Raw genomic sequence first — 16,077 nt, forward strand, 5'->3', positions numbered from 1 at the left:
TTATAATAGTGCATCTGCCAACAACAGCTGATGGCTTAAAGCCTGTTATAACCAACCCGTTCATATAAAAATATAGGTGATGAAAGTGCGTGAGATTTTAGTAACCAGTGCCTTGCCCTACGCCAACGGCTACATTCATTTGGGGCATCTTGTAGAATACATCCAAACTGATATTTGGGTACGTGCGATGAAGGCGCAAGGCCATCAGGTCACTTACGTCTGCGCCGATGATGCTCATGGCACCGCCATCATGCTAAAGGCCCAAGATAACGGCATCACACCAGAAGAGCAAATCGCCACGGTTAAAGCCTCACATGAAGCCGACTTTGCTAAGTTCTTGATTAATTTTGATAACTATCATTCTACCCATTCAGAAGAAAACAAAGAATTTTCTGAGCTGATTTATCGTCGTTTAAGCAGTGCAGGTCATATTAGTACCAAAGATGTCGAGCAGCTTTTTGATCCCGAAAAGCAATTGTTTCTAGCCGATCGATTTGTCAAAGGCACCTGCCCTGAGTGTGGATCAGCCGACCAATACGGCGACAACTGCGAAGTGTGTGGTACCACATACAATGCCACCGAACTTAAAAATCCACAATCTACGTTGTCTGGTGCAACGCCTGTACTCAAAACCTCTAAGCATTATTTCTTTAATTTGCCAGAGTTTGAGCAGTTCTTAAAAGACTGGACACGCAGCGACAACCGTTTGCAAACGTCGGTCGCCAATAAATTGCAAGAGTGGTTTGAAGCAGGTTTGGCGACTTGGGACATCTCACGTGATGCGCCCTATTTTGGTTTCCAAATTCCAGATACCCCAAGCGATGAGCCAGACAAGTATTTTTATGTGTGGCTAGATGCGCCAGTCGGCTACATGGCAAGCTTTAAAAACCTGTGTGATAAGCGTGCAGGTACTGATAACGCGCTTGATTTTGACCGTTATTGGATGCAAGAAAACGAGCACAAAACTGAGGTTTATCACTTCATTGGCAAAGACATCGTTTACTTCCATGCGCTGTTTTGGCCAGCGATGCTAGCTGGTAGCGAATTACGTACGCCGACTGGCGTCTTTGCCCACGGCTTCTTGATGGTCAATGGCGAGAAGATGAGTAAGTCACGCGGCACTTTTATTAAGGCCGAAACTTATGCTGAGCATTTGCACCCAGAATACCTGCGTTATTATTTCGCCAGCAAACTGTCTGACAAAGTCGAAGACATCAACTTAGATTTAGAAGACTTTATGCAAAAGGTCAACTCTGACTTGGTTGGTAAAGTCGTCAATATCGCCAGTCGCAGTGCAGGATTTTTGGTTAAGAAGTACGACGGTATGCTGTCAGAGATTTGCGTCGAGTCAGAGCTATTAGAAGACATCACCAAAACGGGCGATGAGATTGCCGCTGCTTATGAGAATCGTGAATTCTCACGTGCCATGCGTCTAATCATGCAGTGTGCGGATAAAGCTAACGAATATATCGATGCCAAGAAGCCATGGTCACTAGCGAAATTAGAGGGCACTGAACAAGAAGTTCAAGACGTCTGCTCGGTCGCGATTAACATCTTCCGTCAGTTGATGGTGTATCTAGCACCTGTATTGCCTGAGCTGACTAATAATGCCAAAGCATTCTTAAACATTGACAGCTTAGACTTCGCTAGCCGTAACCAGTGGTTACTTGGTCATAAAATCAATAAGTTCAAACCACTGATGCAACGTATCGAAGAAAAAGATATTGAAGCCATGGTAGAAGACTCAAAAGCCTCTCTCGCACCAGTAGACGCGCCAGCGCCAACTGCTATCACAAACAACAAGCCAGCAGCGAAAGATACTGACGCCGATGCTGAACAAGCTGACTATATTGGTATCGAAGACTTTGCCAAAGTTGAGATGAAAGTGGCTCACGTTTTAGAGTGTAACCATGTAGAAGGTGCTGATAAGCTACTACAGTTCACCTTAGATGTAGGCGAAGCACAAACACGCAATGTGTTTAGCGGTATTCGCAAGTTCTATGAGCCTGAGCAACTGGTTGATAAAAAGGTCATTTGCGTGACCAACCTTGCCCCGCGTAAGATGAAATTTGGCATATCAGAAGGCATGGTACTATCAACTGGCGATCCGAAGACCGGCTTAACTGTCGTTACCTTGCCAGATGCTTGTGTTGTTGGCGACGTACTAGCATAACGGTTATTTTTAGTAGTAAAGAATAAAAAAGATGCCCTAGTGGCATCTTTTTTATGGTTGATTTATGCAATAGTTAAAAATCGAATCTTATATTTATCTGGTTAAAACATCGATAATCTGCAACGTATCATTAATCACTGTCACAATGTTATTTTCTGGCGTGCGAATACGAACGTAACGGTCATCGTAACGGTCTAAAACGACAGAACGATCATAATCTCTTCTATCAATCTTACCGACTACTCTATAACCATACTTATCAAGATCACGCTTAAACGAGGCATTAGGGCTAGCATTGCGATAAGCGTTGATATTAGGGTGGGCATTGCCACTATGCTTATAATCTTTACTAATATGAGCGGAGTTACCCTTGGCATTTCCATGCCCGTTACCATGGTTGTCTTTTGCCATAGCAGGCAAGCAAACTAATGAAGTAGCCGTGATACCAGCAATGGTTAATAACTTAAGATTAGCAGTATTCATAATATTATCCTTAAAATATTCATTCGAAAAAATCAGATAAACAGTAGAGTGTGTTGTACATTCACTATGTCATCATAATGATGATATGACTTTCAGACTCATTATGATTCTCGTATAAAAATTAGCTTACGTGAATTATGAAGGCAGTCCGTAATAGATGCGTTGCTAGCTTGTAAGATTTTTGATGGCGATTTTACTGAATAAGATAGCCAACCTACTCCTTATTAACACCTGTGACGAACACGACTGAATTTTTTATTGCGATAAGTTACATTGCTGTCATAATATAGCCATAATGATCAAGGAATCGATCGCCTCGAAGTTAGCCTACTATCGCAGATTTGACATCACAGAACTGACATTACAGGACTGATATTGCTGTCATTCGGCTGACCTGCACTCTCTAACCTATGAGCCAGACTAATAATGACCATTGCTTCTACTATACGCCTAAGCTTATGCAGCATTGCCATCAGTACGCTTGGCCTAATCGGCTGCTCAAGCGCTGACGATACGGCAACCACTGATAACACGGCAACAACCGATAAACCAGCCAAAACGCTGGCCATCACACAGATTGTTGAGCATCCCTCACTAGATGACATGCGCCGCGGCATCATTGATGAGTTGGCAGACAATGGTTATATTGAAGGCCAAAATCTGACCATTAATTTCCAAAGCGCACAAGGCAATACTGCAACAGCTGGTCAGATTGCCAAGCAGTTTGCTGGAGACAATCCAGATGCTATCGTGGCCATATCTACCCCATCAGCACAATCCGTTGTGGCGTCGACCACGAGTGTGCCGATTGTATATACAGCGGTTTCAGACCCACTCGCAGCCAAGCTCATCAATGCAGATGGCACCCCGTTTCAAGCTAACTTGACGGGATTGTCGAGCCAGTTGCCTTTAGAACCGCAAATTGACTTGTTACAACAAATCAAGCCAAACGCCAAAACCATCGGTTATGTGTATAGCCCAGGTGAAGCCAACTCAGTAGCACTACGTGACAGGCTAAAAGAGATGTTGCCAACGCGTGGCTTGTCTATCTTAGACATACCTGCCAATCGTCCAACCGATATTGGTATGGCAACGCGCAGTCTACAAGGGCGCGCTGATATCATTTATACCTCAATGGACAATAACGTGGCCTCTGCGTTTGAAGCCATGACACAAGCGGCAAATGAGCTAAAAATGCCGATTGTGGCCTCTGATGAGTTTAGTGTGCAACGCGGGGCGACGGCTGCTTTAGGCGTCAATGACTATGACTTTGGTCGCAAGACTGGCAAAATGGTTTATAGAATTTTAAATGGCGAGGCTGTCAGCACCATCAAGCCTGAGATCATGAATGACTTAACGTTATATGTCAGCCCTAAACATGCCAAAGCACAAGGCGTTAGCCTATCAGCAGAGATGATGAAAAACGCTGTTGATGTGGATACCAAAGCAAAAACCGATAACAAGTAACCCGCAATAAGAGCATCAACCAGCAGTAAACGCTTAATAAGCACGTTAACTATTTATGTATGGACACATTATTATTTTTAGGAGTAACACCCATGTTGTATCAGAATCGTTTTGCTAAAGCCTTACTATGGGGCGGTGTTTGTACCGCTATTTTGACCGGTTGTAGCCAGTCAGCAGAAGACACCACGGCCAATGATGGCGCGGCCACTGCCGATGCGGCAACCGCTATGAAAACCGTTGCCATTACGGCCATCGTTGAGCATCCAGCTCTTGATGACGTGCGTAAAGGGGTAATTGAAGAGCTTGCTGAAGCAGGTTTTACAGAAGGTGAAAACTTAACTGTTAACTTCCAAAGTGCACAGGGTAACACCGCAACCGCTGGTCAGATTGCCAAGCAATTTGTCGCAGACAACTCAGATGTCATCGTTGCCATTGGTACGCCATCAGCACAATCGGTTGCGGCAGCCACCAGCACCATTCCTTTGGTATTCTCTGCGGTGACCGACCCAGTAGAAGCCAAACTGGTCTCTAAGCTTAATGGTTCTGGCACCAATGTCACAGGCGGTTCTGATGCGCTCCCTTATGAGCCACAAATTGAATTGATGCGCCAAATCATTCCAAGCTTGAAAAATGTGGGTTATGTGTATAGCCCGGGTGAAGTGAACTCGACCATCATCCTAAAAAATCTAAAAGAAAAACTGACCCCAATGGGCATCACGGTACACGAAGCACCTGCTCAGCGCAGTACGGATATTGCCATGGCAGCACGTAGTCTAGCTGGCAAGGTCGATATGATTTACACGTCAACCGATAATAACGTGGTATCTGCTTACGAGTCCCTGTTCCAAGTCGCCAAAGAAAGCAAAATCCCACTGGTTGCTTCAGACACCAGCTCTGTTGCACGTGGTGCCATTGCTGCACTAGGCGTTGACTATTATGCACTTGGCCGCGAAACCGGTAAAATTGTAGTGCGTATTTTGAACGGTGAAAAGGCAGGCGATATCCCTGTTTATACCCCGCAAGCACTTGATTTGTACGTCAGTCCAAAAAATGCCAAATTAGAAGGCATCACATTGCCACAAGCGGTTATCGATAAAGCAAAAGAAGTGGTAGAATAGCGCCCTCTGAATATGAGCCGCAGGTTAAACGATTATATTAATGGTTTAATCATAGATTGTTGCTGATATTTACTGCTATTATTTCAGTATAAAAATGACCCAGCTACTGGTATATGAGCTGGGTTATTTTTAATGTGATATAAGCATTACAACCGAATGTCGAACCAAGGTATTTTATGCTCATTCCTCATAGGAAGATGTTTTGGTTTACCCTAACCGCAGATTGCTTAATCTGTTAAATTCACCGCTTAGCCGTTTGGGTTATATAGGCCTATAGTTAGCATGGTTCCAACATTTGCTACTGTGTGCTTGTGATAATAATCGCTAAACGCTTGATGATAACCGACTAATATCTTATGTCCTTAATTGCTTTTTTTGGTGCACTCGAGAGTGGCTTGATTTACGGCCTAGTAGCACTTGGCGTGCTCATCTCATTCCGAACGCTCGACTTTCCAGACTTGACCGCAGACGGCAGTTTTCCGCTGGGTGGCGCGGTCGCCGGTATCTCTATTGTGGCAGGGGTTAACCCTTGGCTAGCCTGTGCCTTTGGTATGCTTGCAGGTGCGGTTGCTGGTATTGTAACTGCATGGTTGCATGTCAAACTTGGCATTCTGCAGCTATTGGCCAGTATTTTGGTCATGGTGGCATTGTATTCTGTCAACCTGCGTATTATGGGCGCGCCAAACTTACCGCTGCTAGGTGAGACCACGGTATTTAGTAGTTTGGTGACCGACACCAACGGCTATTGGATGCGCTGCTTAATCATTGGGGTTGTCATTATTGCTGCGAAGCTGCTGTTAGACTGGTTTTATAATACTGAAACTGGGCTTTCCATGCGCGCCACTGGCTCTAACTTGCGTATGGCTCAGGCACAAGGTATCAACACCTCATGGATGACCATCATCGGTATGGCCGTCTCTAATGGTTTGATTGCGCTCGCAGGCGCGCTGTTTGTCCAGACTCAAGGCGGTGCAGATATCTCTATCGGTATCGGTACGATCGTCATTGGTCTAGCAGCCGTCATCATTGGTGAGACCATCATCCCTGCCAAGCGTATTTGGCTGATTACTTTTGCCGTTATTATTGGTGCGGTATTGTATAAATTGTTTATTCAAGTGGCACTATCAAGCGACACACTGCGCAGCATTGGCTTTGGCCCGCAGGACTTGAACTTGATTACCGCACTCCTTGTGGTATTGGCCTTGGTATTGCCAAAAGCGAAAACCAAGTTTTTATCTCGTAAAGTGCGCGCCTAACGACAATTACAGCAAGTATTCATACACCTTGCGACGCTTGATAAGACAATAAGGAATAACGATTATGATGCAAGCCACTGATTTAAGGCTGACCTTTAACCCAGGCACGCCAATCGAAAACCCTGCGCTGCGTGGTATTAACCTTGATATTGCGGATGGTGAATTTGTTACCGTGATTGGTACCAATGGCGCAGGGAAATCGACTTTTTTAAATGCAGTAAGTGGTACGACACGTGTGGATAGCGGGTCCATTCTGCTCAATGGGATTGATGTCACTAAGAAAACGGCTCATCAACGTGCTCATTGGGTAGCTCGTGTCTTTCAGGATCCGATGGCTGGGACTTGTGAAGCGCTGACCATCGAAGAAAACATGGCATTGGCCTACAAGCGCGGCGGTAAACGTGGTTTAAGCTTTGCCCTAAATCCGAATAACCGCGACTTGTTCCGAGAAAAACTATCAGTGCTCAAGCTTGGGCTAGAAAATCGCTTAACAGACCGTATGGGGTTGCTATCTGGTGGCCAACGTCAAGCGGTGAGTCTGCTTATGGCATCGTTACAGCCATCTAAGATTTTGTTGCTTGATGAGCATACAGCGGCCCTTGATCCTAAAACCGCTGCTTTTGTTTTAGAGCTGACTGATAAGATTGTCACGGACAATAAGCTGACAACGATGATGGTCACACATTCCATGCAACAAGCATTGGCACATGGCACACGCACCGTGATGCTACACCAAGGTCAAGTGGTACTTGATGTATCAGGCGACAAACGTCAAGGCATGACTGTGCATGACTTGCTCGATATGTTTGAGCAAACGCGCGGCGAAAAAGTTGAAGATGATAGCCTGATTTTAAGCTAGCCTGTCAGACATTACAATGTTTGGCAATCTTCTAAACCTCCAAGAGAATTGATTTTTCTTGGGGGTTTTTTGTTATCTATAGTTAATGCTCATAGGAACTTTCCATTGTCCATTATATAGTTGTCGTCTATCAAAGCTTCGCTGTTTTCACTTATATATGAGGTCTGTCATGCGCAAAATTCCTATTTACTCCCACCCTGCCGCTGGTTGGCCTGCGCTGATCTCCTCTACTCAAAAGCTAATGGACTATAAGACATTTTTGCGAGGTAGTATAAGCGTATTTAAAAGCAATCAACCTCAAGGCGGGTTTGACTGCCCAGGCTGCGCATGGCCTGACCATAAATCGCATAAAGCCATCGACGTCTGTGAAAACGGTATCAAGGTCATTGCTAGTGAGACTATGACGAATAAGGCAGATGCCCAGTTTTTTGCACGTCATACTGTCACCGAGCTACAAAGATGGTCTGGGTACGAGCTTGAGCATAGCGGCCGCTTATCAGAACCGATGTATTATGATGCCGCGCAAGATCGCTACGTCCCTATCCCTTGGGAAAATGCTTATCGCATCATCGCTGAACAATTGGGGCAGCTTGATTCACCCCATGAAGCGTTATTTTATACCTCAGGCCGTGTCACCAATGAGCCAGCGTTTTTATTTCAGCTATTTGTTCGCTGCTTTGGGACCAATAATCTGCCTGATTGCTCTAATATGTGTCACGAGCCGACCTCTGTGATGCTAGGCAGACAGCTAGGCATCGGCAAAGCAACCGTCAAGCTAGAAGATTTTGAGCAAGCCAAACTGATATTAATGTTTGGGCAAAACCCAGCGACCAACCATCCACGGATGCTGGAGATGCTTGCGCATTCTCACGAGCAAGGTTGTCGAATCATCTCAATCAATCCGATGCGTGAGCAAGGCCTAAGCAAATTTAGAAATCCACAAAAACCTACTCATATGGCAGCCGGTCAAAGTGATGACATGGTCGATGAGGTCATTCAGATTCAAATCGGTGGCGATGCCGCATTGTTAACGGGCATTGCCAAATGGCTGATCGAAAACGATAAAATCAATCATGACTTTATTGCCACGCATACTTCAGGTTTTGAGCCAATAAAACAATGGTTGGCAGAGCAGTCATGGGCAGATATCGAGCTTGGTTGCGGTATTCTTAAATCAGAAATAATCGGCTTGGCTAAACTGGTCGGTGACAGTCCTGCAACGATTTGTACATGGGGTATGGGCATTACTCAGCATGTGCAAGGCGATGACAACGTCGCGATGATTACCAACTTGCTACTCCTGATGGGTATGATCGGTATCGATGGTGCCGGTGCATCTCCAGTACGTGGGCACTCCAACGTACAGGGCGATCGCACTATGGGTATCCATGAGCGTCCTAGCAAGAGCTTACTAGACAGTCTTGAGCGTGTGTTTGAGCATCCTATGCCACAAGAGCATGGTTATGACGTTGTCACAGGAGCCAAGGCTCTTATCGCAGGTAAGCTAAAGGTCTTTATGGGCATGGGTGGTAACTATGCCGTAGCAGCGCCAGATACGACTGCCATTGAGCAAGCTCTAACCACGACTCAACTGAATATATTTGTCGGTACTAAGCTCAACGAGACCATGCTATACCCAGGGGCAAACAATTTGATCCTGCCCTGCTTAGGCCGTACCGAACGTATTGTCACCACAAAGGGTGAGCAGTTTGCCACTATCGAAGACTCTATGTGTCAGATCGTACCGACTCAAGGTACGCTCAAACCTGTTAGCGATACTTTGAAATCTGAAGCACAAATCGTAGCGGATATCGCGACTCATGTACTCGGAGCCGACTCGTCTATTCCTTGGCTGGCAATGAGTGAGGATTTCGATGTTATTCGAGACTATATCGGTCAAGCTATTAATGGATTTGAAGATTTTAACCAACGCATCCGTACCACTGAGCGTGGCTTTCATTTATATCATGCGGCGCGTCATCGTGTATGGAATACCGAGAGCGGTAAAGCCCAGTTTGAAGTACCACAATATCCGATTACTTTTGTCGCCGCACAAATGGCAGCCGCCAACGATATCGATGACCATGCAGATACAGCGCAAAAGGTCTGGCAATTGACCAGTGTCCGTAGCCATGACCAATTCAACACTATGATTTTTGGGTTTAAAGACCGTTACCGTCAGACCGATCGCCGTGATGTGCTTTTTATGCATCCAGATGAGATAAGCCGTTTGGGCTGGCAAAAAGGAGATCGTGTCATGGTCTCTCGCCAGCGCGCTGATGACAGCCTAGAGCAGCCACGTATATTAGGACCATTGGTATTGACTGAGATGGACATTGCCTCCAATGCCGTTGCTGCTTACTATCCAGAATGCAATGACCTTTTTGATTTGGACACGCACGCACCAGACTCTCATATCCCAGCGTACAAATCGACAACTATCGTTTTAGAACGCGTAGAAGCAAGCACCGCTGAGCCTGCCTGATCATGCCTAAGCCTGACTGCGATAGCCAATGAAAATATCATTTTCATTGGCTATCCCTCTAATTGATAATAAATATACTGATAATTTTAGGCCATGATAAATCGTGATAACAATTGAAGATAACGCTGAGCAAAGTGAGAGTTTTATTGACCCTACTATGATAGATAACTCAACTGACATTAAGAGAGTTGCATCTGGATTGTCTAACGATGATAGGTTGTCAGAGACACCACTTGCTCGCAGCCATGAGGCCCAGAAACATTCTTACCCCTCACACGCTCAGGATGGTGACGATAAGATATCTGTTCGAGTAGAAAACCAGCACGCCAGTCTCGCCGTAGAAGCCGCTGTCTCTATTATCATTAATGGCATTCATTATGCGGTATTGATGGCCAGTCCTCACCAGCTAGAGTACTTAGCCATCGGATTCTTATTTAGTGAAGGCTTGATTCAATATAGTCACGAGCTACTCGATTGGGAAGTGACTCATCTTACGGATATCGCTAGCTACCAGAAGTTTGCTCAAGATTCGATCGATGAGAGTTTTGAACCAGAATCAATTGAGCAAAGCCTACAGAGATTTCAAGATTATGATATCTATGTCGTTGAGTTGGTATTAAGCCAACGCTGCCATCAACGTATCCAAGCACAAAGACGTCAGCTCGCAGGGCGTACAGGCTGCGGTATGTGCGGTATTACGGGTCTATCTCAAGCACTGCCTGATCTAAGCCCCTACTCACAAGACCATCTACAGCACGATTCTAACCAACCGACACGCATCGATAGCTCTAATACGACCGTACCAAGCCTTGACTATCTGTTGACACTGCGCCAGCAAGTAGATGCCGCGCAGCATACACATCAGCTAACGGGTGCTGTACATGCCGCAGCGGCGATGCATAATCAGCACCTGTACTTATTTGAGGACGTGGGTCGCCATAATGCGCTTGATAAACTCATTGGCTGGCAACTGCGCGAAAAAATAGACGTTAGCTGTGTGCTTATGACCTCACGTCTATCTATTGAACTGGTTCAAAAGTCTATTCGAAGTCAAATCCTGTGGCTAGTTGGCATGTCAGCACCTACCAGTACAGCAGTGCGCGTGGCTGAGCGTTACGGCCTCGGATTGGCTGGTTTTTTACGTGATAACCGAGTTACTTACTATACCAAACAAGATAGTATATAAAAATTCACTTCTACTTGTTCATTGAGAGCAACCATCTATCGCTCATTATCTATTTCTTTTTAATGAAAACTTCAGCTACTCATTCATAGGTAAAATTTAACTCATAGCGATATATCACTCGATGCTGCTCATAATCAAGCCCTATCTTTCAATGTTTTATTAAACATCTTACTAAATCTCTTTAAATAAATACTTATATATCATCTTCGATCATTATCTGGTAAATATCGGATAATGTTTGAGGTTAGTGACGTAATAGGTTACTCTTACCGCGCAAATATGTTACAGGTACTTAACAAATATGTAGTTTTATTTATTAATGCTGCTTAGTAACACATCAATCGCGATAGATAAGTAGAGACTTCCTACCTATTGCTTATTACAGCTGATCAGGCTGTCTAAATCGAGTTCGGGTCATGCCATCATGGCTTAGTGCTTATTCGTAATTCCGCTATAGACACTCATCACATGAGTTTTCTTTAGTACTTAGCTACCTTTGTGTATGCCTATTAATAGCGTCATGGTTTATCCATTTACTGACGCCTATTGAGAGTAGTCCCTGTCGTTTTGATTTAACACTATGTGAGTCATCAAACAGCGGCATGACACTTAGCACTTGCTTACCACTATTGTTGGTATTTTCACTATTTATATTAGCCACATACGTTCGGTATGAGGGTAATTTAGGCCGTGCTGTATTCCTAATGGTTTGGTATTTTTCATTTTTACTGAACTTTATTCATCAACTAACAATTGCGAGGTCTGAGTTTGAAAACTGAGTCATTGTTCCAATTTTCATCATTAACGATTATTTTATTATTATTAGTATTTTATGGTGGCACCTATTTGCTGTCCTTATTAATTAAAAAAGATAAAGAGACAACTTCTGGATTTATGGTCGCAGGTCACGGTGTTGGTTTCGGTATGGGTGCAGCCAGCATGACCGCCACCTGGATTTGGGCGGCCTCATTTTACGCTGCTGCTACCTCTGGCTACAAATACGGCGTATCAGGGCCGATACATTATGGTTTTTGGGGTGCATTGATGATTTTGTTCATCTACCCTTTCGGTATGCGCTTTCGTGAATTGGCGCCAGATGGCCATACTTTAGGTGAGCTTATCCATGCCCGCCACGGTTCATCAAGCCAATTAATCTTAGCCATATCTAATATTATGGGCAGTTTAATTAGCTTGATGGTCAACTTTACCGCTGCCGGGGCATTGGTGTCCGTTTTATCGCCATTGTCGTTCCAAACAGGGGTAATGATCGCAGGTATCGGCGTACTAAGTTATACATTAACATCAGGGTTTCGAGCATCCGTCTTTACGGATTTCGCCCAACTGGTCGCATTGATGGCCATTGGCATTGTCATTATTCCCGCCGTATTATTTGCCATGGGTGGCCCTGAGGTCATGGTCAGCGGACTGTCAAACCTGACCTTAGAGCAGCAGAACTTCTTCTCTTCTGAGGCATTTTTTCAACAAGGTGCGCCTTACTTCGTCGCTGTACTAGCATATGCTATCGGTAACCAAACCATCACTCAGCGCTTATTCGCGATTGATAAAACCAAAATCAAAGCGACGTTTATCACCGCCACAGTCGGCTATGCTGGTATCGTCATTGGTCTTGGGATGATTGGACTCATGGCTGTGACGATTGGTGTCGAACCACTCGATGGCAATATGAACAACCTCATCCCTCAAATGGTTAGTACTTATCTACATCCTGTCTTTATCGCCTTATTCTTTATCTTAGTAATCGGTTCATTATCCTCGACTGCTGATTCAGACTTGTCAGCGCTATCGACGATTATGATGGCAGATGTTTACGGTAAAAACATCGCCAAAAAAGGTCATGTTAAACCTAAAACGATGATGCTAGTTGGTCGCGGTACGATGATTATTGCGACAGCTGCTGGACTGATTTTTGCTAGCTTTAAGCTTGATATTCTCGTGATGCTGGTTTTCGTTGGTGCACTATGGGGCGCTATTGTCTTCCCAGTTATCGCCAGTGTGTTTTGGAATCGCGTTACCAATACCGCCTTTACTTCAGCCGTCATCGTTGGCTTGCTCTTATTTTGCGTCGCCCGCTTCGAATTACTCCCAATCACTGGTGCCACTGCCCTATTCTTTGAAATATTGGCCAGTGTCGGTGCAGCCGTCGTTATTGGGCTAATGGTCTTTGGGTTCTTAGGACGCAAGATTGGCATGGTGGCCGCAGCTATTACGCTGGTATTGATGCTAATCTTCGCTACAGGCTTCTTACGTCAATACATGGTCCTGCTAGCCTCTCTAACGGCTTACGGTGCCAGTACCGTCGTCTGTGTGATTATCAGCCTGATGGGAGACGAACACTTTGACTTTGATCTAATTAAGCAACGTGTGGGCAATTATGATGAAAAAGCGGAAGTACCATCGCCGCCTAACTCTTAAACTAAAGTCATTTCATCCGAGTAGCGATTGCTCAGCAGTCTATAGCTAATGGCTACTTGCTTAGAGAAACTATAAGGAGATATCATGGACAACGTTTTTATCTACGGCTTATATATTTTAATTTGGCCAGCAATCACCCTTGGGGTACTAGTATTAATTTGCACGGCCACGTATCGCGATGTTAAAAGTGCTAAACGTGATAATAGAGATATTGTTTAGCGTATTATCGCTAATATTTTTTTAAAAGTACCACTAGGCACTTGCTAACTGGTAATGTTAGACAGCCTATTAACAGTATAAATAACTCTGAATCAGGGTTATTTGTGGGTAAGGTAGTAAATAACCTGTTTTTAATGAAAAAATGACTTGTAATTTATGATATTTTTGCTAATATAGGCCACCTTGATTGGCTGGATGGCAGAGTGGTCATGCAGCGGACTGCAACTCCGTTAACGCCGGTTCGATTCCGACTCCAGCCTCCAATTATTTATTAACTTTACGTTAATTTTGGCTTGCATTATTATCCCAACCGATTATAATAGCGACCACTTATCTAGTAACTAGATGGTCTATCAGCTAGCTTGCACATTAGATAAAACAAGTTTTGCCCGGGTGGTGAAATTGGTAGACACAAGGGATTTAAAATCCCTCGCTAGCAATAGCGTGCCGGTTCAAGTCCGGCTCCGGGTACCATTACATAGTCCTATACTATCTTATAGAAAAAGGAGCCCCTGATATCAGGGGCTCCTTTTTGCGTTCTGTATTATAAAAAAATACTATGACGTAGCCAACAGCACATCACCATGATCATCACGTAAGTCCTTTTTGACCATTTTTCCAGCACCATTGAGCAAAATATTCTCTACAAAAACAACTTTATCTGGTATCTGCCAGCTGGCTATTTTATCTTGATAAAAGCTCAGTACTTGCGCCTCATCGATTTCTGAATTTTCTTCTTTTACAACGATCAATACTGGACGTTCGCCCCACTTTTTATGCTTTGCCGCAATGGCCGCCGCGATTTTGATTTCCGGATGCGCGACTGCGATGTTCTCAAGCTCCACTGAGGATATCCACTCACCACCAGATTTGATTAAGTCTTTTGAGCGATCACGGATATTCATGTAACCATCTGCGTCAATGGTGGCGATATCACCTGTATCGAACCAGCCGTCTTCAGTAATGGCATCAGGGTTCTCAGTGTAATAGTCATTGATAATCCAATGACCTTTAATCTGCAAACGACCTTGAGACAGACCATCTTCTTTTACGCGCTGCAATGGCTCATCAGTGTCTATCAAACGTAGCTGAACGCCATAGGGCGGGCGACCCTGAGACTTACGTAAATCATTAATTTCTTCTTTACTCAGTGATTTATGCTTGGCTTTTATTTGATTCATCGTCCCAAGCGGACTGGTTTCCGTCATGCCCCAGCCATGTATCGCATCGCAGTTGAAATCTTCTCTAAATGTTTTGATGACTGATGGCGGACATGCTGCGCCGCCAACGATGGTTCGCGTCATACTCTCAAGCTTGCTGCCTCTAGATTTTGCAGCGGTCAATAGACTTTGCCAAATCGTTGGAACGCCTAGTGCGACTGTTACCTGATAATCATCAATGAGAGAGACCAGACTGTCGCCGTCGAGATTGGGGCCAGGTAATATGATAGAACAACCTGTTAATGCAGCAGCATAAGGCGTGCCCCATGCATTGACATGAAACATGGGTACTACCGGCAGTAAAACATCTTGCGCAGATAGTGCTGAGACGTCAGGCATACATAATGCCATTGCGTGAAGTACAGAAGATCGGTGAGTGTATAAAATACCTTTAGGGTTGCCTGTGGTGCCTGAGGTATAGCATAACGAGCTGGCCGTAGATTCATCAAACTGAGGCCACTCAAAATCTGGAGAATGCGCTGCTATCAACTCATCAAAGAACAGTACATTAGGTAGCTGTTCTACGACTTTTTCATCTCGAGCGCTCAAGCAGATAAAATGCTCAACGCCTTTGATGCTTTCCTTGATTGCCATAATTAATGGCAAAAAAGTCACATCAAAGAACAGTACGCGGTCATCAGCATCATTAATGATATAGCTGAGCTGTTCAGGAAATAAGCGGGGATTGATAGTATGACACACCATACCACTGCCTGAAATCGCATACCAAGCTTCTAAATGACGGTGATTATTCCAAGCCAACGTAGCGATTCGTTCTGAGGACTTCAATCCAAGTGTAGCCAGCGCGTTGGCCAAACGTTTTGAGTTGTTTGAGACATCAAGCCAATTAGTATGCGTTATCTGTCCATTAACTTCTTTGGAGACAACCGCTGTATCACCATGATAGCGTGCAGCATGTTCAATAAGACCACTGATCAGCAACGGCTGATACATCATTTTTCCTAACATAGTACATTCCCTGTAGTTGTTTGAACGTCAGCTTACTCTTATTGGTATATCATCTAATACTCTGAATAAGCCACAATTAAGAATAATCAGAATTATTGGTTAAAACAAGCAAATACTATGACCTCAATTGATGAAAAAATAATGTCTGCTCTCCTAGACTCCAGCTCTAAATAGTGATTCATAGTCATTTTGGATACAGACACCTAAAA

General features: G+C 44.4%; 11 protein-coding genes and 2 tRNA genes. 11 read left to right on the forward strand and 2 right to left on the reverse strand.

What is annotated here, in order from left to right; all coding sequences use genetic code 11:
* Positions 1-79: 79 nt before the first annotated feature.
* Positions 80-2,173 carry a methionine--tRNA ligase gene (gene metG / locus IP485_RS02410; RefSeq protein ID WP_198325834.1) on the forward strand — a complete coding sequence of 698 codons (2,094 nt, stop codon included), beginning with the start codon at positions 80-82 and terminating at the stop codon, positions 2,171-2,173.
* 93 nt (positions 2,174-2,266) lie between these two features.
* On the opposite strand, the gene IP485_RS02415 is transcribed toward metG, so the two are convergent.
* Entirely contained in the window at positions 2,267-2,656 is a 390-nt protein-coding gene (locus tag IP485_RS02415) for a hypothetical protein (protein WP_198325835.1), read from the reverse strand.
* Between the two features lie 426 nt (positions 2,657-3,082).
* Between IP485_RS02415 and IP485_RS02420 the strand changes: the two genes are divergently transcribed.
* From IP485_RS02420 to IP485_RS02460, 10 genes are all read left to right on the forward strand, one after another.
* A complete protein-coding gene (locus IP485_RS02420) occupies positions 3,083-4,123 on the forward strand; it encodes an ABC transporter substrate-binding protein (RefSeq protein ID WP_197175485.1) in 1,041 nt (346 codons plus the stop codon).
* Positions 4,124-4,215: 92 nt separating this feature from the next.
* A complete protein-coding gene (locus IP485_RS02425; RefSeq protein ID WP_198325836.1) occupies positions 4,216-5,241 on the forward strand; it encodes an ABC transporter substrate-binding protein in 1,026 nt (341 codons plus the stop codon).
* A 356-nt stretch (positions 5,242-5,597) separates the two neighbouring features.
* The gene (locus tag IP485_RS02430) at positions 5,598-6,497 is read left to right on the forward strand and encodes an ABC transporter permease (RefSeq protein ID WP_197175483.1); all 900 of its coding nucleotides are present in this window, start codon (positions 5,598-5,600) and stop codon (positions 6,495-6,497) included.
* A 64-nt stretch (positions 6,498-6,561) separates the two neighbouring features.
* The gene (locus IP485_RS02435) at positions 6,562-7,356 is read left to right on the forward strand and encodes an ABC transporter ATP-binding protein (protein ID WP_194362961.1); all 795 of its coding nucleotides are present in this window, start codon (positions 6,562-6,564) and stop codon (positions 7,354-7,356) included.
* Positions 7,357-7,525: 169 nt separating this feature from the next.
* A complete protein-coding gene (locus tag IP485_RS02440) occupies positions 7,526-9,841 on the forward strand; it encodes an FdhF/YdeP family oxidoreductase (RefSeq protein WP_198325837.1) in 2,316 nt (771 codons plus the stop codon).
* Between the two features lie 157 nt (positions 9,842-9,998).
* Positions 9,999-11,027, forward strand: coding sequence for a formate dehydrogenase accessory sulfurtransferase FdhD (locus IP485_RS02445; RefSeq protein ID WP_198325838.1), 1,029 nt, complete (start codon positions 9,999-10,001; stop codon positions 11,025-11,027).
* A gap of 783 nt (positions 11,028-11,810) precedes the next feature.
* The gene (locus IP485_RS02450; protein ID WP_320159109.1) at positions 11,811-13,460 is read left to right on the forward strand and encodes a sodium:solute symporter family protein; all 1,650 of its coding nucleotides are present in this window, start codon (positions 11,811-11,813) and stop codon (positions 13,458-13,460) included.
* Between the two features lie 84 nt (positions 13,461-13,544).
* On the forward strand, positions 13,545-13,679 hold the full coding sequence (locus tag IP485_RS13955; protein WP_211181310.1) for a putative transporter small subunit: 135 nt from the start codon (positions 13,545-13,547) through the stop codon (positions 13,677-13,679).
* Positions 13,680-13,868: 189 nt separating this feature from the next.
* A tRNA-Cys gene (locus IP485_RS02455) sits at positions 13,869-13,942 on the forward strand.
* Positions 13,943-14,066: 124 nt separating this feature from the next.
* Positions 14,067-14,153: transfer RNA gene (locus IP485_RS02460), tRNA-Leu, on the forward strand.
* Positions 14,154-14,236: 83 nt separating this feature from the next.
* On the opposite strand, the gene IP485_RS02465 is transcribed toward IP485_RS02460, so the two are convergent.
* Positions 14,237-15,868: a long-chain fatty acid--CoA ligase gene (locus IP485_RS02465; RefSeq protein ID WP_198325840.1), complete on the reverse strand. Its 1,632-nt coding sequence runs from the start codon at positions 15,866-15,868 to the stop codon at positions 14,237-14,239.
* Between the last annotated feature and the right edge of the window lie 209 nt (positions 15,869-16,077).

The sequence above is a fragment of the Psychrobacter sp. NG27 genome (assembly GCF_016106655.1).
GTDB lineage: Bacteria > Pseudomonadota > Gammaproteobacteria > Pseudomonadales > Moraxellaceae > Psychrobacter.